The organism is Paenibacillus sp. ATY16 (genome assembly GCF_003399985.2).
Lineage (GTDB): Bacteria > Bacillota > Bacilli > Paenibacillales > Paenibacillaceae > Pristimantibacillus > Pristimantibacillus glycanilyticus.
Genome location: NZ_NMOK02000025.1, coordinates 1 through 26606 on the forward strand (window position 1 = coordinate 1; position 26606 = coordinate 26606).

29 protein-coding genes and 1 pseudogene are annotated in these 26606 nt (G+C 51.1%); 4 read left to right on the top strand and 26 right to left on the bottom strand.

From position 1 onward, the window contains the following. Positions 1 to 556, top strand: a pseudogene (locus tag CFI03_RS31440) (transposase); the annotation flags it as partial. Positions 557 to 663: 107 nt separating this feature from the next. On the opposite strand, the gene CFI03_RS16045 reads toward CFI03_RS31440, so the two are convergent. The 5 genes from CFI03_RS16045 to CFI03_RS16065 form a co-directional block, all read right to left on the bottom strand. After that, the gene (locus CFI03_RS16045) at positions 664 to 1530 is read right to left on the bottom strand and encodes an aldo/keto reductase (RefSeq protein ID WP_248757996.1); all 867 of its coding nucleotides are present in this window, start codon (positions 1528 to 1530) and stop codon (positions 664 to 666) included. Positions 1531 to 1644: 114 nt separating this feature from the next. Then, complete coding sequence (locus CFI03_RS16050; protein WP_248757997.1) at positions 1645 to 3402, bottom strand: hypothetical protein; 1758 nt, start codon at positions 3400 to 3402, stop codon at positions 1645 to 1647. Positions 3403 to 3414: 12 nt separating this feature from the next. Next, positions 3415 to 3939 carry a prepilin-type N-terminal cleavage/methylation domain-containing protein gene (locus tag CFI03_RS16055; protein WP_248757998.1) on the bottom strand — a complete coding sequence of 175 codons (525 nt, stop codon included), beginning with the start codon at positions 3937 to 3939 and terminating at the stop codon, positions 3415 to 3417. After that, on the bottom strand, positions 3923 to 4453 hold the full coding sequence (locus CFI03_RS16060) for a type IV pilus modification PilV family protein (protein WP_248757999.1): 531 nt from the start codon (positions 4451 to 4453) through the stop codon (positions 3923 to 3925). Before CFI03_RS16060 ends, CFI03_RS16055 begins: the two co-directional genes overlap by 17 nt. Before the next feature lie 201 nt (positions 4454 to 4654). Then, a complete protein-coding gene (locus tag CFI03_RS16065) occupies positions 4655 to 5281 on the bottom strand; it encodes an O-methyltransferase (protein WP_248758000.1) in 627 nt (208 codons plus the stop codon). A 125-nt stretch (positions 5282 to 5406) separates the two neighbouring features. On the opposite strand from CFI03_RS16065, the gene CFI03_RS16070 reads away from it, so the two are divergent. After that, positions 5407 to 6543 (top strand): THUMP domain-containing class I SAM-dependent RNA methyltransferase, encoded by a 1137-nt coding sequence (locus tag CFI03_RS16070; protein WP_248758001.1) that lies wholly within the window; start codon positions 5407 to 5409, stop codon positions 6541 to 6543. 21 nt (positions 6544 to 6564) lie between these two features. Beyond that, positions 6565 to 8637 carry an LTA synthase family protein gene (locus CFI03_RS16075; RefSeq protein WP_248758002.1) on the top strand — a complete coding sequence of 691 codons (2073 nt, stop codon included), beginning with the start codon at positions 6565 to 6567 and terminating at the stop codon, positions 8635 to 8637. Between the two features lie 68 nt (positions 8638 to 8705). Here CFI03_RS16075 and CFI03_RS16080 read toward each other — a convergent pair whose 3' ends face one another. From CFI03_RS16080 to CFI03_RS16135, 13 genes are all read right to left on the bottom strand, one after another. Then, on the bottom strand, positions 8706 to 10130 hold the full coding sequence (locus CFI03_RS16080; RefSeq protein ID WP_248758003.1) for a PDZ domain-containing protein: 1425 nt from the start codon (positions 10128 to 10130) through the stop codon (positions 8706 to 8708). Between the two features lie 89 nt (positions 10131 to 10219). Continuing rightward, positions 10220 to 10522 carry an iron-sulfur cluster assembly accessory protein gene (locus CFI03_RS16085; protein WP_127496923.1) on the bottom strand — a complete coding sequence of 101 codons (303 nt, stop codon included), beginning with the start codon at positions 10520 to 10522 and terminating at the stop codon, positions 10220 to 10222. Positions 10523 to 10583: 61 nt separating this feature from the next. Next, positions 10584 to 10820, bottom strand: a complete 237-nt coding sequence (locus CFI03_RS16090) for a hypothetical protein (protein ID WP_248758004.1) — start codon at positions 10818 to 10820, stop codon at positions 10584 to 10586. Positions 10821 to 10893: 73 nt separating this feature from the next. Beyond that, entirely contained in the window at positions 10894 to 11790 is an 897-nt protein-coding gene (locus tag CFI03_RS16095; protein ID WP_248758005.1) for a M14 family metallopeptidase, read from the bottom strand. Positions 11791 to 11903: 113 nt separating this feature from the next. Further along, entirely contained in the window at positions 11904 to 13136 is a 1233-nt protein-coding gene (locus CFI03_RS16100; RefSeq protein ID WP_248758006.1) for an MFS transporter, read from the bottom strand. Between the two features lie 142 nt (positions 13137 to 13278). Further along, positions 13279 to 13758: a MarR family transcriptional regulator gene (locus CFI03_RS16105; protein ID WP_248758007.1), complete on the bottom strand. Its 480-nt coding sequence runs from the start codon at positions 13756 to 13758 to the stop codon at positions 13279 to 13281. A gap of 106 nt (positions 13759 to 13864) precedes the next feature. Further along, positions 13865 to 14674 carry a glutamate racemase gene (gene racE, locus CFI03_RS16110; RefSeq protein WP_349292481.1) on the bottom strand — a complete coding sequence of 270 codons (810 nt, stop codon included), beginning with the start codon at positions 14672 to 14674 and terminating at the stop codon, positions 13865 to 13867. 181 nt (positions 14675 to 14855) lie between these two features. Beyond that, positions 14856 to 15251: a YtxH domain-containing protein gene (locus tag CFI03_RS16115; protein WP_248758009.1), complete on the bottom strand. Its 396-nt coding sequence runs from the start codon at positions 15249 to 15251 to the stop codon at positions 14856 to 14858. 26 nt (positions 15252 to 15277) lie between these two features. Then, positions 15278 to 15739, bottom strand: coding sequence for a DUF948 domain-containing protein (locus CFI03_RS16120; RefSeq protein WP_164775571.1), 462 nt, complete (start codon positions 15737 to 15739; stop codon positions 15278 to 15280). 112 nt (positions 15740 to 15851) lie between these two features. Continuing rightward, positions 15852 to 16532 (bottom strand): helix-turn-helix transcriptional regulator, encoded by a 681-nt coding sequence (locus CFI03_RS16125; protein ID WP_248758010.1) that lies wholly within the window; start codon positions 16530 to 16532, stop codon positions 15852 to 15854. 49 nt (positions 16533 to 16581) lie between these two features. Further along, positions 16582 to 17028 carry a DUF86 domain-containing protein gene (locus CFI03_RS16130; protein WP_127496931.1) on the bottom strand — a complete coding sequence of 149 codons (447 nt, stop codon included), beginning with the start codon at positions 17026 to 17028 and terminating at the stop codon, positions 16582 to 16584. Positions 17029 to 17032: 4 nt separating this feature from the next. Further along, the gene (locus CFI03_RS31095) at positions 17033 to 17155 is read right to left on the bottom strand and encodes a hypothetical protein (protein WP_015843681.1); all 123 of its coding nucleotides are present in this window, start codon (positions 17153 to 17155) and stop codon (positions 17033 to 17035) included. Positions 17156 to 17180: 25 nt separating this feature from the next. Then, positions 17181 to 17468: a Dabb family protein gene (locus CFI03_RS16135; RefSeq protein WP_127496932.1), complete on the bottom strand. Its 288-nt coding sequence runs from the start codon at positions 17466 to 17468 to the stop codon at positions 17181 to 17183. Positions 17469 to 17577: 109 nt separating this feature from the next. Between CFI03_RS16135 and CFI03_RS16140 the strand changes: the two genes are divergently transcribed. Continuing rightward, positions 17578 to 17835, top strand: coding sequence for a hypothetical protein (locus CFI03_RS16140; protein ID WP_015843679.1), 258 nt, complete (start codon positions 17578 to 17580; stop codon positions 17833 to 17835). A gap of 44 nt (positions 17836 to 17879) precedes the next feature. On the opposite strand, the gene CFI03_RS16145 is transcribed toward CFI03_RS16140, so the two are convergent. The 8 genes from CFI03_RS16145 to CFI03_RS16180 all read right to left on the bottom strand — a co-directional run bounded on the left by CFI03_RS16145 (position 17880) and on the right by CFI03_RS16180 (position 26489). Continuing rightward, positions 17880 to 18269 (bottom strand): cupredoxin domain-containing protein, encoded by a 390-nt coding sequence (locus CFI03_RS16145; protein WP_015843678.1) that lies wholly within the window; start codon positions 18267 to 18269, stop codon positions 17880 to 17882. A 144-nt stretch (positions 18270 to 18413) separates the two neighbouring features. Then, complete coding sequence (locus tag CFI03_RS16150) at positions 18414 to 18809, bottom strand: YhjD family protein (protein WP_248758011.1); 396 nt, start codon at positions 18807 to 18809, stop codon at positions 18414 to 18416. Between the two features lie 74 nt (positions 18810 to 18883). Continuing rightward, a complete protein-coding gene (locus CFI03_RS16155) occupies positions 18884 to 19279 on the bottom strand; it encodes a phage holin family protein (protein WP_127496934.1) in 396 nt (131 codons plus the stop codon). A 92-nt stretch (positions 19280 to 19371) separates the two neighbouring features. Further along, positions 19372 to 20982 carry an extracellular solute-binding protein gene (locus CFI03_RS16160; protein ID WP_248758012.1) on the bottom strand — a complete coding sequence of 537 codons (1611 nt, stop codon included), beginning with the start codon at positions 20980 to 20982 and terminating at the stop codon, positions 19372 to 19374. 12 nt (positions 20983 to 20994) lie between these two features. Next, a complete protein-coding gene (locus CFI03_RS16165; RefSeq protein ID WP_248758013.1) occupies positions 20995 to 23358 on the bottom strand; it encodes a helix-turn-helix domain-containing protein in 2364 nt (787 codons plus the stop codon). A 210-nt stretch (positions 23359 to 23568) separates the two neighbouring features. Beyond that, positions 23569 to 24699, bottom strand: coding sequence for a glycoside hydrolase family 88 protein (locus CFI03_RS16170; protein WP_248758014.1), 1131 nt, complete (start codon positions 24697 to 24699; stop codon positions 23569 to 23571). 42 nt (positions 24700 to 24741) lie between these two features. Further along, a complete protein-coding gene (locus tag CFI03_RS16175) occupies positions 24742 to 25623 on the bottom strand; it encodes a carbohydrate ABC transporter permease (RefSeq protein WP_248758015.1) in 882 nt (293 codons plus the stop codon). 11 nt (positions 25624 to 25634) lie between these two features. After that, positions 25635 to 26489 (bottom strand): ABC transporter permease, encoded by an 855-nt coding sequence (locus CFI03_RS16180; protein ID WP_236013348.1) that lies wholly within the window; start codon positions 26487 to 26489, stop codon positions 25635 to 25637. Positions 26490 to 26606: the final 117 nt, after the last annotated feature.

The following is a 26606-nucleotide window of genomic DNA, read 5'->3' on the forward strand; positions in this document are numbered from 1 at the left end:
TGTTCGCTGCCATTGAAGAGGCAGAGAAACAGGAAGATCAGGCACTGAATAACTTAGACCTTCCTGAACTCGGAGAGGCTTCCGCCATCACGAGCGAAAAGCTGGAGCAAGCTGTTCAACGGCTTGAAAGCAAGCTTCAAGAGAAGCCTAAAGACAAACCGTTAAAGAAAGCTGTGCGCCTTGTTCGGAAAGAAGTACCACCGAGAGCGGATATGAGATCGTTACTCGCAACTATCGCAGTATGTCTTGCGAGGGCTGTCCACTAAAGGACAAGTGCACAAAGGCACAAGGAGATCGAGAAATAAAGGTTAGCAAGGAGTATTTACGGCTCAAGCAGCAAGCGAGGGAGCAGCTAAAGAGCGAAAATGGACATGCCTTGTCGGTTCGACGGATGCATGAACCAGAAAGTGTGTTTGGCCAAATAAAGAATAATCGGGGATTCCGCAGATTCCTGCTTCGAGGCTTGCCAAAAGTGAGCCTCGAGGTCGGGTGGCTTTCGCTTGCCCATAACTTGCTGAAGAAAGCAGCAAGAGCAAAAATAGCGCTGCAAGGGTAACCCTCAACAGCGCCATTTTTATAAAAATCACTCTTTAATTACTTATGCGAGCCGTCTTTACATTGAACAATCACCTTTTGAGACAGCCCCTTTTAAATGGAGTGGCATTAGGCGGTGATTTGAGCAGCGATCCCGTTCAATTCTGCTACGTCTTTGGCGGAAAGCTCCAAGTTGGATGCCCCCGCGCAGTTAACGATGTTCACCGCTTTGCTGGCGCCGGGAATCGGCAGAATGATTGGCGACAATTGGAGCAGCCATGCAATCGCGATCTGCTGCGGCGACGCATCATGGCTTACGGCGATCCGCGAAAGCGTCTCGTTGCTGCCTATGCCTTGCGCATTGCCCATGCCGTTTAGAGGGCTGTACGGCAGGAAAGCAATACCGTACTCCTCGCAGCGCTTCAGCACGTCCATGGAAGAATGGTCAAACAAGTTCATACGGTTTTGAACAGACGCGACCGTTACTATTTTGCGAGCCTCTTCCAGCTGTGCAACGGAAACATTCGACAGTCCCACGTGAACGATCTTTCCTTCCCGTTGCAATTCAGAGACTGCCCCCACGGATTCCGCAAACGGAACCTTAGGATCCGGACGATGGAATTGATAGAGCGTGATGGCTTCCACGCCGAGAGCACGCAAACTGTCCTCGCACGCTTGACGCAAGTGTTCTGGACGGCCATCCGTTTCCCATCGTCCATCCGGGCGAATGTGCCCGCCTTTTGTTGCAATGAGCACTTCCGGACGGTTATGTAAAGCTTTGGCGAGCAGGCGTTCGTTATGGCCTTTTTCGGTCGAATCCAAGCAATACGAATCCGCTGTATCGAACAGGGTAATGCCCTGCTCCAATGCGGCATGCACCGCTCTAATGCCTTCTTCCTCCGAAGGGCGTCCGTTAACGGAGAGCGGCATTCCGCCCATCCCGATTTCCCCCACGGTTATCCCTGTCGAACCAAGCTTGCGTTGCGGTATCGTCATCTTGCAGCCTCCTTAGAGATAATTATGAAATTTTCGAGAGCTGTGAAGAAGAAACTTCCATTTTCAAGTATATCAGTTCTGTCTTTTCGCAAGTAGTACTGAAAAAAAGTTCATCTAGTTACTTTGAGGTAACACAGCAGAGGATACCAGCTGCTTTTTCCCCACGATAACGCTCAGCTTCTTGACGCGGGGCAAGCCTTCGTATTGGTTCTCGAAGAAATCATAATCGTAGTTGATGATAAACCGCGATTCATTAAATGGGATGGTGCTTTGCTGCCTTGCATCGAACATAATATCAGAAGCACCTTCGGAGGCTTTGCCAAGCACGGCATTAATCGTTAAATCTCCCTTGGAGAAGAAGCCTCCACGCAGCCAGAAGATTGAACCAACGCCATACAGCTCCGCATCTTCATCCGTATAAAAGAACGCATCGAGAATATTCTTATTGTCTGAAGTATAATTTCCATAATCCCCAAAAGAGTCAACCTTATTAACCAAGACCGGTCCTTTCGAAATGAGGATCAGTTGCTGACGTACGTTGTCTTTTTGAATGCCTTGTATTTTCGCGTCTTCAATTGTCGTACTTCCGAGCGTGAATACGGTTGAATCAACTTGAACGCTGTCGCTTATAAACACATTGCCCGTAACCAGAATATTGGCTTTCACCACCAACGGATCGCTGGAATAGTTCGATATCGTCAAATCCCCGTTTACGATCAGCCATTTATGATTGTCCTGCTTGGCCGAATCCGTGAAGATCAAGCTCTTATAATCTAAGCCGTCCAGCTTCAAGTCTCCATTAAACAGAACGGTGCTCGATAAGGAGTTAAATTGCATGAAATAAGCATCGTATTCCTTCAAAGCTTCATTATAAGCATCCATAGCTGCCGTATCGTCTAAGTCCGTAGGCAAAGTTGGCTTCTCGGGAGGGCCGGAGGTCACCTTAACGCCGCTGCCATTCTTCAAAACAGCCGCCAGGTTATTAAACCTGCCCGTTTCTCCGCTATGCGCCAATCCATAATCGACGGCCGCCTTTATGCTGTTGCGGTCCACGTCGGTTGCTTCCTCAGCCTTATCAATGAAAGATTCCGCTACGTTAATCGAGATAAACTTCTTTTGATCCCGGAGTTGAATTTTGCTGTTATCCACCCCAAGAATCTGCTGCAGTGTCAGATCCGTTCGCGAATACGGCTGGTAGTTGCCCGTGATTTTGTCCCGCACTTTAATGGAGTCCATATTTTGAATAAAGATATTGCCTTCAAAAAACGGATACTTCGTATCCTTTGTTTTATTCGGGTCATTGTTGTAAATGTATTTCGCGGTGTTATCGATAAGAAAATCGTGACCGGCATAGATATTGCCCATCCCATAGGCAGCGCCGTTAATAATGACATCGTTCTCCGACCCAAAGGCGTAATTCAGGAAATCCGGATAAGCGCCTATCGTAATCTGCTGGGTAAGCCGTCTAGTCACGCCATGAACCACTGCTTCCGCCGTCAGGTTGAGCTTATAGCTGGTCTGATCGCCGACGCTTACCTGCTCCGTTGTTACATCCGTAATTTTTCCGCTGGCCCCCGGCAGGTCCGTGCTGGTCTCGAGCCGCTGCAGCTCATCAATGCCGGCTTGCATCAATTGCGAGAGCTCTTCCGGCGCAATATCTTCCCTGCCGTTATACTTCGTGACAAGATAAGAGGCCGCTTCATTTAACGTTTTTTCCGCCAGATGAAGGCTTTGCACATCATTTTCACGCGTCTCTGCCCGCGTTGCCCCGCCCAACGTCGAACTGACAACCGCCGTACCCAGAATGGTCAGCAGCAAGATCATAAACAGAACCAAGACCAGAGCGTACCCGCGCTCTTTCTCGCTCCCCATGCACCCTTCCCCCTAAAACCCGAATTTGCTTTCCAGAGTCAGCTGCTGATTACGCCCGTTATGATTCTGCTCAAGCACCAGCCGAATCTCGATGAGACCGCTGCCGCATTCCGTTACATTCGTCCTGCATTTAAGCTCAATGGAGGAGGCATCAGAGGATGGCTCCGTCTGACTCGGCATATCCACATCCGAGCGGGTATCCACCGTTCTGCTGCCGATATGAAGCTGTTTATCCTTGATAAAAATCTTCTGTTCTTCCCTAATTCCTGCATCGCGTACCAGCGTAATGCCGTTTCCATTCGATGAAATCAGATCCGGACCGTAAGCATACAGCTCCGTGATAATGGAGGACATCAGCAGATCCGCATCATCCCGCAAAGCATTCTCCGTTTCGATCCGGTAATACGTATTCATGCCGAAGGTAACGACGGAAAAAATAATGCTCGCGGCGATCGATAGCAGCGTCATAGCCGCTATCAGCTCCACCAGCGTCAGCCCCTGCTCCTCGTTCCGCCACTTCTTAACGAACTCTCTCACTGGCGATATATCCCTCCACTTCCGCCGCATTACGGGCACTGGCAGATCCGTTGGCCTTCTCTACCCGCACCAGTACGGGCAACAGCTCTTCCACCATGTTTTTCTTGTCCGCATCGTGGAGCATCGCGTCATGCATATCTCTCTGGTAGATTACGGAAATGGTATACTGCACGCCGTTTATATTCGGATTTAAAATCTGCTGCAAGACAGCCGAATCTTCGGCCAGCTTGCTCACAGCGGTATTGCATCCGGTTAGAGGACAATTAATAGCCGTGTTTGAGGTATTCGAGAAGTAGGTCTGGATCGGTTCAAAGCGCTGCTTCTCCATATAAAACAACGCGTTGCGGGCCAGATTGACCATAACCGTCTTGCTCTGGTTGCCTTTCGCGTAAGTAAGTGCATTCGTGAAGAAGGAAGTCAGCACCAGGCTTACAACGGATAAAATAACAAGAGCAGCCAGCACTTCCACCAAGGTTAATCCGGATTCCTTATTGCCATGCCGAATCCATTTCATATCATTAGCACCTACGATCCGCCTTCTTTTTTACGAAAAACTACTTCCATTTTACTATAATCTTGCTTTTTTTACCATGAATAGTGATTCTAATTTCATAGATTTGCCGTAAATAAACTAAGTCTAAAGAACTATAAAAGAACAACGCAAAAAAAGAGCAACGATGCCGCGCAGCATCATTGCTCTTCTCTATCGCTTGCTTTATTTGACGATCGCAATCGCAAGTCCGTCATACCCCGGGAGAACGGTGCTCATCAGGCGTTCGTCGCTTGCAATCTGCTGGTTGAAGCTGCGGACGGCTTTGACGGACGGACCTTCCTTGGCCGGATCCGTTGTACGGCCCCGCAGCAGGATGTTGTCGCCGATAATAACCGCACCCGGATTGGAGAGCGCAATCGCATGCTCCAGATAAACCGGGTAACCTTCTTTGTCCGCATCAATAAAGAAGAAATCGAATGTTCGTCCCTCTTCCTGCAGCTTCACGAGACTCTCGCGGGCATCCCCGATTATATATTCGACGGCGTCGCCTAGACCCGCTTCCGTCATATGCACCTTGGCTACATCCGCGTATTCCGCCTTCAGCTCTAATGAAGTAAGCAATCCCCCCTCGGCGAGCCCCCGGGCAATGCAGATTCCGCTGTAGCCGCCAAGCGCACCGATCTCAAGCGCCGTCTTTGCCCCGTTCATCTTGGCTAGCATCGTCAGAAGCCTGCCGTATCCGTCTGCTATCGATATATCGGGCATGCCGCGGTCGGCAATCCCTTTTTTCGTACGGACCAGATCCTGATCTTCGCCATATAGCCCGTCAACATATTGTTCGTCTGTCAATTTACTCTCAACCTCTCTATTTTTACAATTTGTAAAAGCTACCCTCTTTGTCCTATACTTGATTGTATGATTTTGACCGTGTGGATACAACTCATGTTTTCACAGGTAAGGGGAGAATTGTAATCATGACAACGATTAATCTGATCGCTACCGCACCGATGGGACTGGAAGCGGTCGTTGCGCGCGAGCTGAAAACTCTCGGCTACACAGACCTTCGGGTGGAGAACGGACGCGTCCGTTTCACCGGGCAGCCGATCGATATTTGCCGCACGAATCTATGGCTTCGCTCCGCGGGACGGATTCTCGTCAATATGGGCGAGTTCAAAGCGACAACCTTCGAAGAGCTTTTCGAAGGAACAAAAGCACTGGATTGGCCGGAATGGATTCCGGAGGACGGGGAGTTCCCCGTTAACGGCCGTTCGCAGAAGTCGCAGCTGACCAGCGTTCCCGCCTGCCAAAGCATCGTCAAGAAAGCGGTAGTCGAGAAAATGAAGGACCGCTACGGCACCGAATGGTTCCACGAGGACGGCGGACGTTATGTCATTGAAGTAACGCTTATGAACGATATGGCGATGCTGACGCTTGATACAACGGGAGCGGGCCTGCATCAGCGCGGCTACCGCAAAGTATCGACCGAAGCGCCAATCCGCGAAACGATGGCAGCGGCTCTTGTTGACCTCAGCCGTTGGAGTCCGGAGCGTCCGCTGTATGATCCGTTCTGCGGCTCCGGCACGATTCTCGTGGAGGCTGCCATGATTGCCTGGAATATCGCTCCCGGCCTTCGCCGCTCGTTTAACGCGGAAGGCTGGCCGCTTGTCCCTCACGAGCTGTGGGATGAAGCCCGGGAAGAAGCTTTCGACGCCGTGAAGGATGATATCCCTCTGCAAATCGCAGGCTCCGACATTGATCCTTATGCGATAGAAATTGCGGAAGCCGCGGTTAAAAAGGCAGGTTTTGGCAAAGAAATTAAGTTAAAGGTTATGCCGGTGGCCAAAATCAAGCCTGAAGGCGATTATGGCGTCATTATTACGAACCCGCCTTACGGCGAGCGGTTAGGCGATGACAAGGATGCGGAAATGGCTTTGATGCAATTCGGACGCTCCGCGCTTTATTTGCCAACCTGGTCCTTCTTTGCCATCAGCCCTTCCGCAAGCGTCGAGCATTATTTCGGGAAGCCGGCGGATAAGAAGCGCAAGCTCTTTAACGGCCGTATCCAATGCAACTACTATCAGTTCTTCGGCCCGCTGCCTCCCCGGAAATAAGAGAAAGGAATTTTTGCGTTTATGTTAAGTTATACCGAACAACCTAACGCCGTACGCCGCTTGATGCGGTTCGCGCTGGAATGGCTGAACCGCCTCAAAGGCGTCGACGTTATTCTCTTTTTTATCGTCATGCTGTTAAAGCAGCTGTGGTTCAACAAGTTAATCCATGTTCCGAATATGGATATGGACGGCTATGATACCGTTGTTGCGATCGGCACGCTGGCTCTTGTCACCTTCTGGACATTCTGGCTGCCGACCCGCGGCCGAATTATGGCCCTGATTGCACTGAATTTGCTGTTATCGTTTATCATGTACGCAGACTTAATCTACTACCGTTACTTCCAGGACTTTATCTCCGTACCCGTGCTTCTTCAGGCGAACCAAGTAGATTCGCTTGGCGAGAGCATCGGGACGTTAATGCATGCGAAAGACTTTTTGCTTGGAGTAGACTGGCTGCTCATCATTCCGTTTGGCGTTTATGTGATCTGGAAAGGCCGCTCGGATCTCCGCAGAGATTCCCATGGTTATGGATACGGCTATTCCTCCACGCGGAAAACGCCCCTTTGGCGTAAAGCCGTCATTCGAATAGCGGTTAGCGCCGCGATTTTCGCAATCGGGATGTCGATGTCGATCGGCAATGTTAACGAAGCGAAAAAAACATGGGCGCTTGGCCTGTTCGACGGCAACTGGTGGAACGTCTCGCTGTATAATGTCACCGGTATCGTTGGTTTCCACGGCTATGATGTCTACCGTTACGCGAAGCTGCATTGGATCGACTCCGAGCAAGCTTCAGCCGAAGAGACGGCGGAGGCGATGGCTTGGACGGAAGCCCGCGGCGATAAGCGCCAATCGCTTGAATCGGATCCTACGTTTGGCGAATACAAAGACAGCAATGTCATCGTGGTACAGATGGAAGCCTTCCAGAACTTTATGATCGGCAAATCGGTCGGAGGCCAGGAAATTACGCCGAATCTGAATAAGCTGGTGAAGGAAAGCGCGTATTTCAGCCAATTCTACCACCAGACGGCCCAAGGCCGGACTTCGGACGCCGATTTCCTGAGCAACTGTTCGCTGCAGCCGTTGATGAGCGGCTCCGTCTTTATCCAGTACCCGAATCATCAGTACAACTGCATGACAAGCACTCTCAAGGATAACGGTTATGCAACCGCCGCATTCCATGCTTACGAGGGCGGCTTCTGGAACCGGAATACGATGTACGCCAATATGGGCTACGATACGTTTTACAGCAAAAAGAATTACGAAATGGACGAGCCGGTAGGCTGGTCGCTAGGCGACAATTCGTTCTTCCGGCAGTCCGTGGATCTGATGGCGAAGGAGCGGCAGCCGTTCTATTCGTTCCTGATAACGTTATCCAGCCATTATCCGTTTACGATGCCGGAATCGGAGAAAAAGCTGAATGTCGGCGAGCTGGACGGCACGATTATGGGCGACTATTTGCAGGCCGTTCATTATGTCGACGCCTCCATTGGCACCTTCATCGACCGGCTCAAGGCTGAAGGACTATGGAACAACACGATCGTCGCTTTCTATGGCGACCATGACAACTCGATCCGGGATTGGAGCATGTTCGAGACCTTCCTTGGACAGCCGCTGAACGACCTGCAGCGGGAAATGATTCTGAAGCAGGTGCCATTTATCGTCCATCTGCCTGACGGCAAATACGCCGGCACGCATACGAACGTAGGTGGACAGCTTGATGTCACGCCAACGATCCTGCATTTGCTTGGCATCTCGACGGCTGACATGACGCTGCTTGGCCAGCCGCTCCTGACAAGCCAGCCGCAAAGCAAGCTGGTCGTGCAACGCAGCGGTGCCTTCACCGACGGCACCGTCTACTACATGCCTTCCGGCGATGCGGTCGCCGAGAATGGAAAGTGCTGGAACATCGCCGAGAATAAGCTTGGCGATGTGCAGAAATGCCTCGGTGCGGTGGAAGACGCGCGCACCGAGCTGTCCATGTCCGATCAAATCGTGCAGCATGATTTGATCGCATCCTTCCGCGCAGCTGCCGTAGAGGCAAGCGCGGACGGCGGCGAGGCAACCGCCGTGAATACAAGCGGCGCGGGCAAATAGCGCCGCGCACAGCAAAAAGGCTGTCCCCTCGGGTCAATCGACCATGAGGGAACAGCCTTTTTTATCCCTTATTCCTTCGCGTGCGCTTTCAGCCAATCCAGCACCTCGTCGATGGTTTTCACCGGGACGATGTTGAGCCCCGGCGCCGCCTCCTTCGCTTCCTCAAGCGAAGCGGCGGGCACGAAGAACACTTCGGCATCGGTGCGGCTGACGGCGTATGCCTTCTGCGGGATGCCGCCAACAAGACCGATCGAGCCGTCCGGCTCGATGGTGCCGGTGCCGGCTACACGAATGCCATGCGTTACCCCGCCCGGCGTCAGCTGATCGATCAGCGCAAGCGTCAGCATGGCGCCATGCGAAGGTCCGCCGATATGCGCAATGTAATGATGGTACGCAATCTGGCGCGGGATATCCGCATGCCAGTCGTTCTCCGCCCCAATGCCAAATACGGCACGCTTCGGCAAATCTCCGGACGCTTCCGCTTCGCCCGTCGGCACTTGTGTATTAAGCGTCTCTTTACCCCTCCGGAGCGTTACTTCAACGGAATCACCCGGTTTGACCTGGTTCACCATATAATCCGTCAGCTCGGTCATATTGCTAATGGATTTGCCGTTTAACGCGATAATGACATCGCCCGCCTTGATCAAGGACTTGGCCGGCGCGTTGTCCGCGACGGCAAGCACCCGGGCTCCGGTAAGTTCAATCCCTTTGCCTATCCCCGCCTTGCCCATTGCGATAGCTCCCGCCACGTCATCGGCGCCTTGCTTCATCTGCACAACCTCGGTGTAGGACTCCGTTAACGGCGGTTCATTTTTGCTCCTCTTCTCGAAGCTGTACATCGGCAGCAGCTTGGCGTACAGCCAATCCGCAGGCACGGCAATCCGTTCAAAGACAAGCACGCCGCTGATGCTGCCTACCGGCTTGCCTCCGTCTACATGCGCGTACCGGTTCATGCCCATCGTCAGACCCGGATAGGTAACGTTATAAGACGTAGGAAAAGCCAGACAGGCAAATAGCGCAGCCGTCGCGACAAGACCTACAAGGCTTCGCCAAGGCCATCTAAGCCCCTCTCCCCTGCCCGCAAGCCTTCGGTATACGGCATCACTCCAGATTAGATCGATAAACAGCAGAATCAGGCCAATCGCGAGCACGCCAAGGCCGATCAAGAGATCATCCGGTTTTACGAGCAGGAATACAACTCCCGCCGCGCTTACCGCCAGAAGCAGCATGCGGACGGTAAGCAAGAGCCATCTTCTTTTTCCAGCGCCTAATCGGCCCTGCTCCGTCCATAACCGCCGGATCCCGATCAGTGCTCCGACCCCCCATAACAATGGGATAACGGCAAGGCCGTACAGCAGATCGTCGATCATATCGATCCAGAGCATGCCGGAGGATGTCCGCAGCGGTGCGGGGAGCCAGATCAGCTCTGCGGCAAGGATAAACAGCATGACCGCAATGATCCCGGCCAAATAATAACGAGCATGACGAACCATCTGAACGTCCCTTCCCCCTGTTGCGGTAATAAAAAGACTCAACATCTGATGTTGAGTCTTTTCCAATCCAATCGTATCTATTCCTGCTCTTAGTGGTCGCCGCTGTTGCCTTTGGACGGGTTCGTTACCGCAAAGCCTTCTTCCGGCACGTAGAAGTAATCAATACGCACGCCATCGAGGAATTCGTTGTCTTTCTCGAGGATAACGTCGATCTCTTTATCCGTCGATACCACAACGTCCTTCTCGTTAGGCTCGTCAATCGCCATGCCGTAATGCGCATGGTCGCCATGCGAATGCGTCACGTATACGCGAAGTTTCTTGCCTTCGTTCTCGGGCTTGTCCAATTCCAATTTCAGTACTTTTGCCGCGTTGCGCGTAATTTTGACGTTCATTCTATTCCACTCCTAAAAAGAATTGTGATTTCGTAAGCCTATGCCAAACCAATGGTTAACATTACCTGATCCTATTATACTTCTTCTCCATTCTCCGGGCAAACCATTCGGCAAGCAGCATCGTCACCGCGATATCGTCAATGGGGAGGAAAGGAATCGCATCGGGCAGCACCCAATATAGAATAACCGGCACAAGAAATAATAATTTATCGGTAATGGCCACTTCTCTGGAGACGATCAGCTTATAAATCCGGACAAATGTGCTTTTCCAATGCCGAAGCGACAACCATTTGCGCATGAGGTACACCACCTTTATCAGCTTTTGCCGATCATTATAGCATAGGCGTGCCTCGGAATCATCTTTATGTCCGTCAGCGGTGCAGCCGCAGAAACTCCGTCAACAAAGGGCCGATCTTCGAATAAATGCCGTTGAACGCTCCGGGAGGCAGCGGATTCACGCCGTAACCCGCTTCAACCGTAAAGCCCGGCCTGCGAAAACGTTGGATGAACCAGTCCTTATATCCGGCATCGCTGCCTGTAAGCTTCACGGGTTTGTAGCCGCTCGCCTTGCCAAGCCGGTCCGCAAGGCCTTCGGCATGCTGCGGTTCGTATTCCCGGTAATTCCAATAGATCTCCTCGCCCTGCGTATGTAAGGCAAGCACCGAGTCGAATTGCAGCGACTGCGTAAGTCGGGCAAGTGCCTGGGCTTCCGGCTCGCTTAACGGAAACGGCCCGGGAAAATCGCGTGGGCCCGGCCCTTCCATTCCTCTGCGAAGCCTTTCCTCTTCCCAGTGGGCAGGAAACTGGTCATTCAGGTCCACGCCGCGTATATTCGCTTTCCATTGATCGAACTGCTCGGAGCCTTTATTCCACAGCAATAGCCGCTGCCGGAACGGATTCGCCTCATCAATGCCTTCGAGCGCAAGCTGAACGCCGTCGGGATTCACCATCGGAACAATCCATACTTCCGTCTCCCGGTACAGCTGACAAGCCTGTTCCCCGAACAATGAACCATTCTGTGCGCATGCCGCGGCCCATTCTTCAACGAACCGCATGAGTAGCGGAGTGGTAATCCATTCATTCGCATGGAAGGAGCCGTTCATATGGATACGCCGCGTGCCTTCCCCGCATTTGAGCGCTACGATGGGTCTTCCCAGCACGCTATGCCCTATGACGTATCCCCGGACAAAAGGATAAGTACGCATCAGTCTGTCGCAATCCGCCACCGTGTCCCGGTACCCGTATTGCCCGTTTACGAGCTCTTCCATGCCGCTACTCCCCCTTGTTATCAAACATTGGCTGTAATCTTTTATCATGCTATTCAGTCGAATTGCGGCGCATGCCAACACCGGGGCTTATAATCCTTGCAAATCAAATACCTTCAGGTCGCTTGCGTACTCCTATATAGAACCGGTATTGCCGCAGCTATAAGAATCATCCCCATCAAAGCTGGCGCGGCGTGGCCAACCATCACATAGATTTGGCCTCCAGCGATCGGACCGATCAATCTTGCCAAAGCCTGAATCGATTGGCTGCCGCCTTGAATCCGTCCTTGTTCGCTGGAATCGACCGATTTGGAGAGCATCCCGTTGAAGGAAGGACCAAAGATTGAATCGCCAAACCCGAATATAAACATGCCGGCGATAAGCAGAGGGTAAAAGGAGAACACGGCCGATGCTGCAATAAAGCCGTAGCCGATCATCTCCGAGACCATTCCGAGAATGGCGATCTGTTTATCATGGAGCCTTTTCAAAAGCCTGGGCATGATGAAGCCTTGCGACAGGATGTCCTGGATCCCCATTATGGAAAACATGAGTCCGATTACGGCAGGCTTCCAGTTGAAAGCATCCACTGTGAATTGCGAGAATACGGCTTGCAGAGATCCGCTCGGAATCCAGAGCAAGAACGCGGAGACAAGCAGCCTTTTTAAGGTTTTCATGGAAAGCAGGCTTGCAAGCTGTATAAATGGATTCAGCCTAACGAAGGTAATCTGCTTCAATCGATGATGTTTGTTGAGACTCTCCGGCATAAACAGGTATCCGTACACCACGTTCAATAACGTGATTGCGGCTCCGAAATACAGGGGGGCGGAATAACCAAGCTTGGCAATCAACCCGCCTAGAGCAGGGCCAATAACGGTTCCGGCGCCAACAACGGCGCTCACCCATCCGAAATATTTGGTTCTCTGCTCCGGAGGGATGATGTCTGCAAAATAGGCGAAGATCGTGCCGATGCTTCCGCCCGTTATTCCTTCTATGATGCGTCCGGCAAAGAGCACCCACAGGGCCCCTCCCAAGCCAAATACGAAATAACCGATTGCGGAACCGAGCAGACAGATTAAGAGCAGCGGGCGGCGTCCGTATTTGTCGCTCAAAGCGCCTAGCGCGGGGGCCGCAAAAAACACGCAGACCGCATAAACGGAAGTTAGAAGCGTGACAAAGATAGCCTGTTCGCCCGGATTGCCGGCATAAGGCTGGACTAAGAAAGGAACGACTGGCGTTATAATACTAAACCCTAACCCGCAAAGAAACACGGAGATAAGACCGAATAGTAAGGCATGCTTGTCTACGGTTGGTTCTGAGTGTGATTGTTGCCGTGATTTCTGTATGGTCACTTGAACTCTCCTTGTTACGATATTATTCTTTCCTTGGAAGCAAAAACATCGTAACGCGATTTTGTTTCCTTGTCAACAAAAACCGCAATAAAAAAACAGCCCCTGCTCAATAGAGCCAGGCTGCATTTGGTTCACGTTCCTCTTATTCATTTTCCGACTTGATATCCAAGCCTTGTTTCTTAATTTCCGCATCCAAATGCCGGCTATACTTTTCTACGAACCTAAGAACTCCTTCGAATTGTTCGTCGGTAACCTGCTCGAATACTTCTTTATCCCGCTCTTGAAACTCCTTATGAAGATCATAATGGATCTTATCAATAGCTTTACCCTGCTCCGTAAGCCTGAAATAGATTTCTTTCTTGTTTTCCGGCTTCTGGTAGCTTTCGATAAGACCCTTATGAATGAGCTTCTTTGTCATTTTGCTGATTGCTCCGCTTGTCATATAGAAGGATTCCGCGAGTTTTGTGACGTTGGAATCCGCATTTCTTCCAATGTATTCGATGCAATGCACTTCGGAAGACTTATAACCCTTAAGGCTGACTTCCATCTTCGTTTTATTAAGCCACGCCAGCTTATTATATAATTCCCTGAATCCCATTATGACCTGATCTTCCTTGTTCATGGCTTGTCCCCCATTCCTTATACAGTAATTATGTATAAAATGAAATTGTTAAAGGCTGCCCTTATCGCTTTCGCCGGGGAACGCGAATCAGGACAGCCGTTATTTGTTATCCGATCTGAGGCACCTGCCATACGACTGGAGTTAACTCAATTTGCTCTCCAAGCCACTGTTGGGCAATCGATTTGAACATTTGCGGTTCTCCGCTGCAGAAAAATTGATGGACCGGCATGACTTCTCCCCGAGACAGCATCCCTTGATCCTGCAGGATATTACTTACTTCTCGCGCAGTCTCATCGGCCGAACTAATGAGGTTAATGTCGGGACCAACAACCTCCTGAATGACATCAGCGAGAAACGGATAGTGGGTACAACCCAGAATCAAGCTGTCCATCGGAAATTTGCGAAGGTGGCCTATCGAGCTGCGGATGGTTTCATAGGTTTGCAAAGAACGGAAATTCCCTTTCTCTACAAGCGGAACAAAAAGAGGGCAAGCTTCGCTAATCACATGAACATTAGGAGAAATTTCAAGTAACGCATGCTCGTAAGCGCCGCTTTTTATCGTACCTTCCGTACCGATTACACCGATACAGCCTGTAATCGTCCGGCCAAGCGCCGCTCTTGCTCCCGGCTTAATGACGCCAACTACGGGGATATCCACGATTGCGCGTATTTCTTCCAATGCGAATGCGGTTGCGGTATTGCAAGCTATTACAATCATTTTAGGACGAAATTGAACTAAATAATCTACGATTTCACGCGTAAAACGAGTCACAACCTTCGGGTCTCGAGGACCGTAGGGAGCTCTGGCGGTATCGCCAAAATAAACGATTTTTTCACGCGGCAGCTGGCGCATGACCTCTCTGGCAACGGTAAGGCCGCCTACGCCTGAGTCTAGTATCGCAATCGGTTGCTGCACAAACACACCGCTTTCTTGAACTTTTGATGTAAAAGAGACCTTAAAGCTTCAATACTATATGAATCGAGGTACAAAAATGTACCTCCATCATCTTATCTCAATTCCATATCAGGTTCAAGGAAATCACAAGGGATGTGGCGGGTGATTGCAGCAACCGATTCCGATACGTCCGGGGACTTAATTAATTGATGGTTTGAAGCTCTTTCGCGTCTTCGAAAATTTCTTCCGCGGTATCTTCAAGAGTATCCGTCACTTCATCGGTAACTTCCTCTACCGATTCTGCCAGCTCGGCGCGGCGTTGTTTCACGCTGGATACAGCGGCTCCCGCTGCTGCTCTTGCCGTATCCGCCAGCTCAGTCGCCTGATTGCCGATTTGCTTCGCAATTCTAACCGTTGTATCGGATACTTGACCTGCCGCTCTAACGGTATTCTCCTGAACTCTTCTTGCGCCTTCCGAGATGTCATGGCGCAGCTCCTTGCCCGCTTTTGGCGCGAACAATAATGCCGTCACCGAACCAATGATACCTCCTGCGATTGCGCCAAACAGAAACCCTTTTGTTTGTTTACTTGATGCCATAAAAAATCGCTCCCTTCAAATTAGAGCTATTCGCCCTGCCCGTTGTTGGAGGGTTCATAACGTTTACGGTTAGTCTGCCATTGCTGCCAGAAAGCCATACCAAGCTCCATCCATTCCAGCATGGAACTCGCCTGCCGCTCTGCCGCCGCACTCTCCGCATGTTTGACCGCGGATTGCGAAATAACGCTGGATACGCGATGAATCGCCGTTGTCGTATGTCCAATCGTATCCCCGATCTGTCCGACCGCTTCAAACAGCCGGTTCGCCTGCTGCAGTTGAAGATGCGCGGTGTTGACCGTCTGCTGGGCCGTATCGGCAAAAGCCCCCATTTTACCGGAAGTCTGCCGGATTTCCTCCTGCATCGCCTCCGCCTGAAGCTGCAGCCTCGACAGCCTGTTAAGCGCAGTACGGACGCCAATCAACAGGCCCGCAGCAAGAATTACAAACGTGATGGCAGCAATCAGCGCACTCCATTCCATAACCGTCATGACCATTTCCCTCCTTTTGCTTGAGCGGGCGAATGCCCATTTCGTATTGCCATTATAAGCAGCATGGGCTTGACCTGACACAAAAGAAGGCAATAAAAAAGCTAACGATTCGTTAAGAACCGTTAGCCTGATGTTTAATTCCGATGGTATAGCTGCATCTACCCCCGCCTTTGGCAAGGCATTCCGTCCGCTCCACCTTCGTCTGGAGCAAAGACTCGAACAAGGAAAGCTCGCAGCTGCAAGCCTGCTCGTATTTACCCGCGACTTGCGCAATCGGACAGTTATATTCATGGAGAACGTATTGACCGTTATCCCTATCTTCTACCTTAGCCATGTAGCCGCCGGCATTCTGAATCGCTTCCAGCTCCGTTACTTTCTCCGACAGGCTTTTGCCGGTCATCCTTGGCTCGTAACGGTCCAGAAGCTTTTGCTGACGTCCCTCGAACATGCGGGTAATCAGCCCTGCCGTCTCGGGGTCTTCCGCCAGCTCCTCAAGCAGATCAAGCGCAAGAAGATTATAGTTTTTCGGGAAGCGGTCATCGGCAAGCCTCGTCAGCTCGTAAGCGTGCACCGGCCGCCCCATCCCCTGCTTAACGGAGACGATGCTGATGCTGCCTTCACGCTCGAGCGCATACATATGCCGCCTTACTGCCATTTCGGTTATTCCCAGCTCTCCGGATAGCTGTCCTGCGCTTAATCGACCGTTAGTCTTCAGCAAGAACAAGATCCGGCTCCGTGTTGTTCCTTCCACGCTGCGGGATTCCGTTTCCATCGCGCGCTGCTTCTCCAGCATCAACCCATCACCACCTTTGCAGGCATTGTTAGGGTCATTGTAACGTATTTCAATCTTTTCGTAAATCGGATTCGTCCGGCAGCTCGCGCTCCAAATACTGCTGTACGGACTCGCCGAACAATCGAAGCTGCTGCGGAATATCCCTCGTCAGGGCATGCAGCTCGGCTCTAGGCCAGCTGTAATAATCCTGAACAAGCGGTTTGCGGAGCTTAACCAGCTCGATAAGCAGCGGCTGCATCGCTTCCGGGAAAGCGCCCGCTTCTCCGGCAATTTCCACAATATCCTCGTAGCTGCTCGCATCCCTCAAAATAAAACCGTCAATCAGGTAACTGCCGACATCCGTAACGGTCTCAATCGCGAGATGCAAAGCCCGCTCCTGTGCCAGACCTTCAAGCAGCGTACCCTGCCAGCTTGAAGCCAATGCTTCAAGAGCCGTTGCGATATCCGGAATAGCCTTTAGTCTAACTGCAATTTGTTCTTTATTTACATAATACATGTCTTTATTCGCCCGCTTTCAGCCTTGCTTTCTTCTTTTTTCCTTTTTTCTTTAACCATGCCACCATCACAACGCTGCTGATGAGGATCACGATCAAATAAGTCATAATCTCAAAGACGTCTCCCATGAACGGTTCGCGCTCCCCTGTCCGATTAGCTTACGAAGTCAACGGCAACAACAGCTTCGCGAACTTCGTTAATATGCTCGATGACCTTTTTATGTACGGGATGAACCTGATACGCTTCAAGCGCTTCCATCGACTCGAATCTCGTGATCAGAGCGATGTCGTAAGAGCGTGCCGAATGGATAACGTCAAGCCCAACTTCGATCGATTTCAGCTCGTCGATTTTGCCTTCCATATCCCGCAATACTTGAGCCGTGCGTTCCACGTTTTCACTGCTTCCGTCCTTCAGCTTGAACAATACGATATGCGTAATCATAAATGGTCATGCTCCCTTCAACTTGTCGAATGACAAATATCCTTTTGTCACATAATAACCCAAGCAGTCGCATTACGGCAACATTAGCCTGAGAAAGGAACGGTACGTTATGCGCTATCCCGTTATGTTTGTGGCTACCTTCATAGGTCTTGCCCTATGTGTTTATAATTCAACCGGTTACGACCCGCATAATTTCGTGTTTTTTATGTTTAGCCCTCCGGCATGGATCGTGGACATGTTCGTCGACATCCATAAGGTAAACGTTCTTCTTATGTACGTACTTACCGTCGCGACATGGGCCCTTCTCGGGTTTATCGCCGACAGACTGATTGAACGCGGCAGAAGCCGCGACCGCGATAGAGCATAGATACAAATCGAAAGAGGAGCCCTGAGGCTCCTCTTTCCTTATCATTATGCCGCGTCTACAATAAGCTTCGCTTTCATATCCGCATGACCTGCGCCGCATGGGACGGAGCAATGCATCACGTATTCGCCTGGCTTGTCAAATTCCAGGTTGGTCTCGAGATTATCGCCTTCGAGATCTACGTTCAGATCTTCAATCTTCAAACCATGGATACCGCTTTTATTTTGCAGCTTCAGGATAACTTTGTCGCCAACCTTGACATGGTATTCCTCTTGACCGTAAGTAAAGTCGCTGTTCGCTTCAACTTTAACGAGTACCGTACCTTCAGGAAGTGAAGCAGATTCGTCTACCGGTTTGGCTGGGAGGCCGAATGTCAGCAAGTATACCCCGAGAAGAGATGCCGCTGATAATAGTACGAACATGATCCATTTGTGCATTGCTACGTGCTCCCCTTTGCGATCTTATTGTCTTAGTGTTTAATTCTTATATTACATAAGATCGTCCGAAGTTCTCAACATTAAACTGCAGAATCAGGAAAAGTTTTTTCCCGAATATGACAAAACAATGAACTTTTTGTGACTTTAACTTTTAAAGTATTGCTTAATGGCCTGCTCCGATTCCGCCTTCAAATAGCTCCATGGCAGATAGAAGCGCTTTGTGCTGCCGCGGCATATGTAGACCGTCTCCATGCCTTCCTTCAATCTTCGTTCCTCCGTCAGCTTGATGCCCGCCTTCCTGAACTGCATGCGCAGCGCGGCCTGCTCCAGCAAGACCCGGTCCTGTATGCCGCGGAGCAGCGATTCATACAGTCTCGGAAGCTTAATGGAGCCCGTCCCCATTACCCTTATATCATGATCCAATACGAGCATCACGATTCCAAGCAGGACATAGCGCTGCACAAGCGTTGTTTCGTCCTCTGCCGAATAGGCCGGAGACTCCCGCTCGCGTACCTGTTCATCAGCATACCGGATAGCCATTTGCTATCGCCTCCTATAAATCGAACACTTGTTCTCATTATAGCGAACGCCGCTTGTACAACGCAACCCTAATCTTACTTCTCTTTATCCTTCAGCACCTCAATTATTTTGCGTATGCGGTCGGGAAGCGGAAGACCAATCCTGCCGTAATTCTCTATAATGGAAATGATCTCATTCGCTATATAGAAATAGATAGCTGCACCCATGGTGATATTATCGAGCTCAAGCAAAATATCAATCCGATGCGCAAGAAGAATGACGAGCAGCATCATTCCTTTTCGTGCCAGCCCCCAAGCTCCGAAAAAGCTGTTCAATCCTCTCCCTTCTTTAATTGACGCGGTTATGCCCGATACGTAATCAATGCCCATCGCCACTACCAATAGAGTTAATGATTCCATCCATCCGCCGAATGCAAACGTAATCACAGAGCCGATAATCCCGCTAACCGAGCACACCATGACTAACTGCATCTCTCGTCACCCCTTTCTGCAAGTAATCCATCTATTCTATGCAGATAAAATAAGGGGTGCTTGTTCGAATGGTATACATTCTATCAAACGGGCTATTTGGCCATATAGCGGTCAAGCGCCGCCTTCTGGATCGCGATCGCCCGGTCAATATTAAGCGCTTTGAGCTGGGCGACGTAATCATCGAACGAATCGAGAGGATCGATTCCCAGAATAATGCGCAAGGACATTTCGTCCACGAGCGTCGTGGCATCCTGCATGATGGCGGAAAACTCCGCGCTTTCCCGCTCGGTCTTCTGAACCGGCGGCAGCATATACTTCTCCGCTTCGGTATCCGCCCATATATTCACGGCTTCCTTCTGCTCCGGAAGCATATAATATTGCTCCATGTAAGCTACGTCCTGCACGAACGGGCCGAAGTAACTCGCCCTGCTGTACATCGCAATGGCCTGGGACGGAGCCAGCTTATCCGGATTATGGAGGATCAGATCGGTGTACGTCGGCTTTCCGCCTTGCATCGTATAGCTTACGCCTTCAATTCCGAAGTTGAAGAGCAGATGCCCCTCTTCGCCGTAACCGTAGTCCAGCATTCGAACCGCCTCTTCGGCATGGCTGCTATTCGTCGAGATCGCAACGCCGCCGCTGCTCATGTAAGGATTCACTCTTTGGCCGAACATCGGCCGCTCCCCTTGATGAAGGACCGGGTAAGGCGCCGCCACAAACTCCGCGTCCGGATCCTTCTCCTTGAGCAGAGGCAGCCAGGTCCCGATCCCGGATCCGGCATTCCAAATGCTTGCGCCGCTTCTGCCGTTCAGCATGCTGGAATCAATCGTTCTTGTATCCACCGTCGCAATGTTGCGGTCGATCAGCCCTTCGGCATACCAGTCGCGGAACAAGGACAAGAACTGCTTGTATCCCGGCTCTATCGGGCCGAATTTGACCTGCCCGTCCTTCAGATAGAACCCTTTCTTCACGCCAAATGCTCCGACGAACGCGCCGTTCTCCACGCCGAACAGCGGACTGGGCGTACTAAGGAACGTAAGCGGCGCTTGCACGCCCTTTTTCTCCTTGAACGCCTTCAGCACCGCATGCCAATCGTCGATCGTCACCGGAACGGACAAGCCAAGCTCCTCCAGCCAGTCCTTGCGGATAATCGGTCCTTGGTAAGTCCGCAGCCTCGCATCCCCCTGAATGAAAGGGAACACGTAGTAGCTGCCGTCCGCCGTCTTGATCTGCTTGTCAATGTCCGGATGCTCGCTTAAGTACCGCTTTAAATTCGGGGCATATCGATCAATCAGATCATTCAGCCTCAGAATATAGCCGTCTTTTATCGCTTTCTCCGGCCCGCCGGGGAAAGTCGCCCATTCGTATTCGATCATATCCGGCAGCTCCCCCGAAGCCAGCATGACATTCAAAGCCTGCTTCGCCTGGTTGGCTGGAGGCTGGATGAATCTCAAATTGACGCCGGTGCGCTTCTGCCATTCCTGGAAAAAAGGAACGTCTTGAAAACGCGGCTTGACGCTCGCCGCATTGCCGTTTAACTCGGCCCAGTAGGTCAATGTCTCGCCTGATGCCGGCGATTGCTGTTCCTCCTTCTTCCGGGCCGTTGAATGTTGTCCGTTATGGCCCGTTTGCTTGCAGCCGGCCAGACAGCTTAGCGAAACAGCGGTAATCAGGAGGATGGCAATTATGCGGTAGTTCTTCATTGTGATATCCCCCTAGTTCATTTCCTTGTATTTGCCCGGCGTTATGCCTTCGTACTTTTTGAATACACGGATAAACGTTGCGGCATCGTTGTATCCAACCGCGCGCGATACGTCGCTTACGGATTCCTGAAGCACCGTCATCCGCCGCTTGGCCTCGGCAATCCGGTATTTATGCAAATAGTCCAGCAGCCCTTCGCCTGTCTGCGTCTTGAACAGCTTGGACAAGTAGCTGCCCTTCAAATCGAAATGCTCGCCAATCGTATTAACGTTCATATTGGAATCGCCGTAATTCTCCCCAATGTATCCGGCCACGCGGGCCGACAAATCGCGGATGGACTCGGCACGCTCATGCGTCATATTGGATTCGAGCCTTGCGGAAGCGAAAGCGCATACATCCCTTAACAAAGAATGAAGCTCCTGCCGCATCTCCTGGACCGTGTCGCAAGCCATAATGCCATTCATCCAATTCGGATTATCGTTCAGCACGCTGCCCTTGCCGTCGCCAAGCTCGTTAATAGCCTTCACCATCGTTCCGACCAGATTAAACATAAAGCATTTGGCCAGCGTCAGATTCATCATCGGCTGCTGGAAGTTGCGGTCCGTAATCTCATTCATGAAAGCGGAAGCCTGTTCGAAATCGCCGCTCTTGATCAGATTAATCAATTGCTGCTCCGCCTGCAGCGGATAATAATAACCGAATTGAACGGCATCGGAAGGCGTCTTGCGGATATCGTCATAGGTGATGATGCCTTTTTTGCCAAGCACCATTTTATACTCCATCGCATCTACCGCTTCGCTATAAGCCGCTGCAATCCCCGTCAAAGTGCTATGCCTGCCGCTGATCGCCACCGTAAGATCCATATCGTAACGCTTCAGGAAGCGCTGCGCTTCGGTCGCGATCTCATGCAAATCCTTCTTGTATTGCTCTTCGTCCCCGCTTCCGCAGGTCAAATTCACGAGGCAGACCATCATGTCGTCCATTTCCGCCACGTAGCCCGCATGATCGTAACGTCCGGCAAGCTCCTCCACGACATTGCTGATAATGAATTGAAGGAATCTTCTCCGTTCATTATCGTCAATGCCCGGCAGCTTCTCGTAAAGGCTTTCATCATTCTCGATAACAAATAAAATAACCGCGTAATCATCCGAGATTTGCTCCATGCGGTACGTCTTGAAGGCTTCCTCGTAAGGAATAGGCGAATCCAGCCGACCCTTTAGCAGCCTGCTGAGCATATTCGACCGCAGCACGTTGTGATGCATCTGGAGCTGCATGGCGATTTTGTCCTTCTCGCTTCGCGTCCGGCTGACCGCCCGCTGAATGAAATTCAGCTCGTTCCATTCCGCATGCTCTTCATCGTTATTTTTGTCGGTTAACGACTCTACAAGCTTCTGGATCGGCGAATAGTTGCGGCGCATAAAGAACCAGGTAAGCACGCCTGCGCCCATCACGCTGATCAGTACGCTCACCAGCGTCAGCTTCCGGACATATTCGGCCTTCTGCCAATAAATGCTGCTAGGGATCACCAGCGCATACTTCAGATCCGATACGGATGATTGCAGGTAAAAGATTTCCGAATCTCCCGATTTCATCGAGGTCGGCATCTCTTCGCCGCCGCTCCGAACCTTCTGCAAGATAACCTCTTCGCCCTGCTTCTTCGGCAGATTGGACAGCAGCACCTCGTTATTCCGGTTCAGAATGAGAACGTACCCTCCGCTGAAGCCGGAGATGCTCTTGATGGCATTCTGGAATCTGGCCAAATCCGACATCACGACTACCGTGCCTGCTTGCCTGCCGTTCAGATCTTTAGGCAAATGAGTAATGTAAGCGATTGAAGACTGCGTAGCACCCGCATCCATAAGCGGCAGCAGCGTAAACTGGTTATGCTCCGAAGTCTCTACGGCAGCCAGCCAATCTTCATAACTCATCTGGCCGGTGTCGTGAAGGGTGGCAAAGGCCGTCTTCATATCGCGGACATTTCCGGAGCGCAATACCGCATGCTCCCGCTCCCAGGTGACGTAAAACTCATCTATCGAAGCATAAGAAGTCTGATAGGTTTGAAATTCCTTCACGAGCTGATAAGCATCGAATTGCGCATCCGCTTCCGTTCTGCTCGAATACATCAAGGTTTGAAGCCTTGCATTCCAGGTCAGCTCCATGGTTAGGCGCTTCATCTGGTCCACCTGATTATCGATGGTATAGCCAACCTGCTTGAGCAGCGAATCATTGGCACGGTGAATCTCGCTTCGAAGCGCCGCGCTCGACTGCGAATATACAATTAAGCTGATTAGTATCGGTACGAATAATACCGCGCAATAGGAAATCAGCCACGTTACGATGATGCTTTTCCGTTTCTGCCATATGGATCGAATATTCAAACCAAGATCTCCTCGCCTGTACGTAAATGTTAAGGTTGCTCATGTTGTTTGCCAGCTTTAGAACCTTATTATACGCATACAAAAGGCGCCAGAGGAAGTTGCAATATGTGCAAAACGATTGACGATAGCTCTACTGGAGCCCCAAAAACAGCACAAATAGCCCATTGGAATCATCCAATCGGGCTATTTGCCATCATACGATATCCGGTATTAGAACATGCGCTGCTTCCAGCCGTTCAGCTTCGCGATGGCTTCGACGAAGAAATAGTCTCCGTAGATAAGAGACACATCCACGTTCTGCCCAGCCGGTTTATGGCCGGTGCCATGCTTCAGAATCGCCTCATGCGAAGGTTCGGTCCATGTGCCGTAATTCGAATAAAGCGACGCCAGAATGCGCTCTGCCGCTTCGCGGTAGATACGTCCTTCCTTCTCTGCCAGCAGAGCGGCCAATTCGATCAGGCCCGAAGCGGCAATCGCTCCGGCCGACGTATCGCGCGGCTCTTCGTCCATCTGCTCCGACGCGCGGAAATCCCAGTGAGGAACATGATCGTCCGGCAGATTCGCGATAAAATAATGCGCAACGCGCTGCGCCGCCCGCAAATATTCGATATTGCCGGTATAACGGAAAGTGTTCGCCATTCCGTACAAGGCCCAAGAAGCGCCGCGGCTCCAGCCGGAATTCGGCGCTGCCCCTTGCCCGCCGCGCACTTGGTCGAATTCGCCCGTCTCCGGATCGAAGCAGACAATATGGTTCACCGAACCGTCCTCGCGGATAAAATGTTTCAATACCGTATCCGCATGCGCGCTGGCTATATGCGCAAAGCGCGAATCTCCGCTCTCGGCCGATGCCCAGTACAAAAGCGACAGATTCATGCACGTATCGATAATCGACCAGCCATGCATGTCGCCGTTCCAGGCGCGGATAAAACGCCCGTTCAGATTAAAGCGTCCCGCCATAAAATTCGCGGCAAACAAGCCGCGGCGCAACGCGTCTTTGTCTCCGGTAATCCGGTATTTCGCAACCGCCGTCGGCAGGAAGTGGAAGCCTACGTCATGGTCGAAGGAGTTCGGCCGGAGCATTTGCGCTTCCAGCCGCTCATCCCAGCTCCAGGCAGCCTCTTTATATTTCTCGTTGCCGGTCGTTTCGTTCATCAGCCACAGAATGCCCGGCCAGAAACCCGAAGTCCACCAGTCGATTCTTTGATCATCGTAAATGCCGTCCGCCTTGGCCGCGTGCGGGGATTTCTCCCCGATTTGAACGATCATGCGGTCTACCTTCTCTTCAAGCTGCTTCCAAATGCGCTTAACATCCAATTTGCTTTGAGTCGAGCTTGCTTGCATGTTCCCTGCCTCCCGGATTATTCTCTTGGACTATGAAATAAATCAGCCTTTAACCGAGCCTACCATAACGCCTTTGACGAAAAAGCGCTGCACAAACGGATAGACGCATAGAATCGGAACCGTAGCCACCATAATAGTCGCGTATTTAATCGTTTCGCCAATCTGGAACCGGTCTCCTGCCGATGCGCCCGATGCCATGCTGTCCGTCGAGTTCGCAATGAGAATCTCGCGTAGCACCAGCTGCAGCGGGAACAGCTCGCGGCTGCGGATAAAGATCGAGGCGTAGAACCAGCCGTTCCATTTGTCTACCGCATAATACAGAATCATAACCGCGATAACCGGCATCGAGAGAGGAATGATAATCCGGAACAAAATCGTAAAGTGGTTGGCTCCGTCGATTTTGGCCGATTCCTCCAGCGCTTCCGGAATGCCTTTAAACGCCGTACGCATAATGATCAGGTTAAACGTGCTGATCGCAAACGGAACAATCGTTGCCCATAACGTATTCAAGAGGCCTACGCCTTTTACAACGAGGTATAGCGGAATAAGGCCGCCGCTGAAAAACATCGTTAGCAAAATCATGCCCATGAACAGATTGTTCAACATGACATCCCGACGGGATAAGACATACGCGCCCAGCGCGGTCATAATCAGGTTGAGAACCGTACCGCATACGAGAATAAACAGCGTATTTTTGTAACCGGTCGTAATGCCCGGATTTTTGAACACGCTCGTATACGCATCCAAGCTTAATCCTAATGGATGCCATAAGATGCCTTTATTGGCTACAAGCTGCCCCGCGTCGCTGAAGGAAGCGAACAAAACGTACAACAGCGGATACAACGTCGACACGATGAGGAGGATCAGGACGGCGTATACAACGACATCGAACACTCTCTCGGATAAAGTCGCCTTCATTTGCATGGATTCTCACCTCACCATAGACTGCTTTTATTCACCTTGCGGCTGATGTAATTGGCGGTAACGAGCAAGGCAAGGTTAACAACGGAGTTGAACAATCCGACTGCCGAGCTGTAGCTCCATCCAAATTCCAATAAACCTTTCCGGTAGACGAAGGACGAGATCACGTCCGCCGTATTGTAGGTAACCGGATTGTACAACAGAATGATTTTCTCGAAGCCAACGTTCAGCATATTGCCCATCCGCAGGATGAACATGATCGTAATCGTCGGCAGGATGCCCGGAAGCGTAATGAAGAAGATCTGCTTTATCCGGCTTGCGCCGTCTATTCTGGCCGCTTCGTACTGCTCCTGGTCGATGCTCATCAGTGCCGCGATATAAATGATCGACTCCCAGCCGATCCGCTGCCAGATCTCCGACAAAATGTAAATCGGACGGAACAGCTCCGGCTTCTGCAGCATCGCTTGGCCGTCGTAGCCAAACAGCATAAACAATCTATTGATAATGCCGTCAGCGTTCGTAAAGTCCGTAATGATCCCGCAAATGACTACGAGGGAAATAAAGTAAGGCATGTACGTAATCGTTTGCGCTACCCGTTTGAATGTTTTGTTTCTAACCTCGTTAATGAGCAGCGCCAATATAATCGGTGCGGGGAACTCGAAGATTAACGAATACAAGCTGATGACAAGCGTATTCTTAAGGATCCGTGTAAAGTAATAGCTGCCGAAGAAATCGTGGAAATGCTTGAGGCCAACCCAATCGCTGTGCAGGATGCCTTTCATCGGGGAGTATTCCTTGAAGGCAATTAACGCCCCGTACATGGGAATATAGTGAAAAATTAGGTAATACGCGATGACGGGAAGCATCATCAGATAGAGCAGTTTGTTTAGCTTAAAATCGCGTATAAAGCGGTTTTTCCCCACATGCCTCACTCCTTATTGAGGGAGAAGGAGGGCTTTCAAGGCCCTCTCCTCTCTTGCTATCTA

Excerpts from the sequence above, each read along its gene's own strand:
- CFI03_RS16130 (WP_127496931.1), bottom strand. The coding sequence starts at position 17,028 with ATGTATTATGTAAATAAAGAACAAATTGCAGTTAGACTAAAGGCTATT.
- CFI03_RS16060 (WP_248757999.1), bottom strand. The coding sequence starts at position 4,453 with ATGAAATGGATTCGGCATGGCAATAAGGAATCCGGATTAACCTTGGTG.
- CFI03_RS16170 (WP_248758014.1), bottom strand. The coding sequence starts at position 24,699 with ATGCAAGCAAGCTCGACTCAAAGCAAATTGGATGTTAAGCGCATTTGG.
- CFI03_RS16080 (WP_248758003.1), bottom strand. The coding sequence starts at position 10,130 with ATGGTTCGTCATGCTCGTTATTATTTGGCCGGGATCATTGCGGTCATG.
- CFI03_RS16125 (WP_248758010.1), bottom strand. The coding sequence starts at position 16,532 with ATGCTGGAGAAGCAGCGCGCGATGGAAACGGAATCCCGCAGCGTGGAA.
- CFI03_RS16075 (WP_248758002.1), top strand. The coding sequence starts at position 6,565 with ATGTTAAGTTATACCGAACAACCTAACGCCGTACGCCGCTTGATGCGG.
- CFI03_RS16140 (WP_015843679.1), top strand. The coding sequence starts at position 17,578 with ATGCGCTATCCCGTTATGTTTGTGGCTACCTTCATAGGTCTTGCCCTA.
- CFI03_RS16150 (WP_248758011.1), bottom strand. The coding sequence starts at position 18,809 with ATGGCTATCCGGTATGCTGATGAACAGGTACGCGAGCGGGAGTCTCCG.
- CFI03_RS16145 (WP_015843678.1), bottom strand. The coding sequence starts at position 18,269 with ATGCACAAATGGATCATGTTCGTACTATTATCAGCGGCATCTCTTCTC.
- CFI03_RS16090 (WP_248758004.1), bottom strand. The coding sequence starts at position 10,820 with ATGCGCAAATGGTTGTCGCTTCGGCATTGGAAAAGCACATTTGTCCGG.
- CFI03_RS16115 (WP_248758009.1), bottom strand. The coding sequence starts at position 15,251 with ATGGCATCAAGTAAACAAACAAAAGGGTTTCTGTTTGGCGCAATCGCA.
- CFI03_RS16105 (WP_248758007.1), bottom strand. The coding sequence starts at position 13,758 with ATGAACAAGGAAGATCAGGTCATAATGGGATTCAGGGAATTATATAAT.
- CFI03_RS16095 (WP_248758005.1), bottom strand. The coding sequence starts at position 11,790 with ATGGAAGAGCTCGTAAACGGGCAATACGGGTACCGGGACACGGTGGCG.
- CFI03_RS16160 (WP_248758012.1), bottom strand. The coding sequence starts at position 20,982 with ATGAAGAACTACCGCATAATTGCCATCCTCCTGATTACCGCTGTTTCG.
- CFI03_RS31095 (WP_015843681.1), bottom strand. The coding sequence starts at position 17,155 with ATGGGAGACGTCTTTGAGATTATGACTTATTTGATCGTGATCCTCATC.
- CFI03_RS16175 (WP_248758015.1), bottom strand. The coding sequence starts at position 25,623 with ATGCAAATGAAGGCGACTTTATCCGAGAGAGTGTTCGATGTCGTTGTA.
- CFI03_RS16085 (WP_127496923.1), bottom strand. The coding sequence starts at position 10,522 with ATGAACGTCAAAATTACGCGCAACGCGGCAAAAGTACTGAAATTGGAA.
- CFI03_RS16155 (WP_127496934.1), bottom strand. The coding sequence starts at position 19,279 with ATGCAGTTAGTCATGGTGTGCTCGGTTAGCGGGATTATCGGCTCTGTG.
- CFI03_RS16045 (WP_248757996.1), bottom strand. The coding sequence starts at position 1,530 with ATGACGATACCGCAACGCAAGCTTGGTTCGACAGGGATAACCGTGGGG.
- CFI03_RS16120 (WP_164775571.1), bottom strand. The coding sequence starts at position 15,739 with ATGACGGTTATGGAATGGAGTGCGCTGATTGCTGCCATCACGTTTGTA.
- CFI03_RS16135 (WP_127496932.1), bottom strand. The coding sequence starts at position 17,468 with ATGATTACGCATATCGTATTGTTCAAGCTGAAGGACGGAAGCAGTGAA.
- CFI03_RS16050 (WP_248757997.1), bottom strand. The coding sequence starts at position 3,402 with ATGGGGAGCGAGAAAGAGCGCGGGTACGCTCTGGTCTTGGTTCTGTTT.
- CFI03_RS16180 (WP_236013348.1), bottom strand. The coding sequence starts at position 26,489 with ATGATGCTTCCCGTCATCGCGTATTACCTAATTTTTCACTATATTCCC.
- CFI03_RS16070 (WP_248758001.1), top strand. The coding sequence starts at position 5,407 with ATGACAACGATTAATCTGATCGCTACCGCACCGATGGGACTGGAAGCG.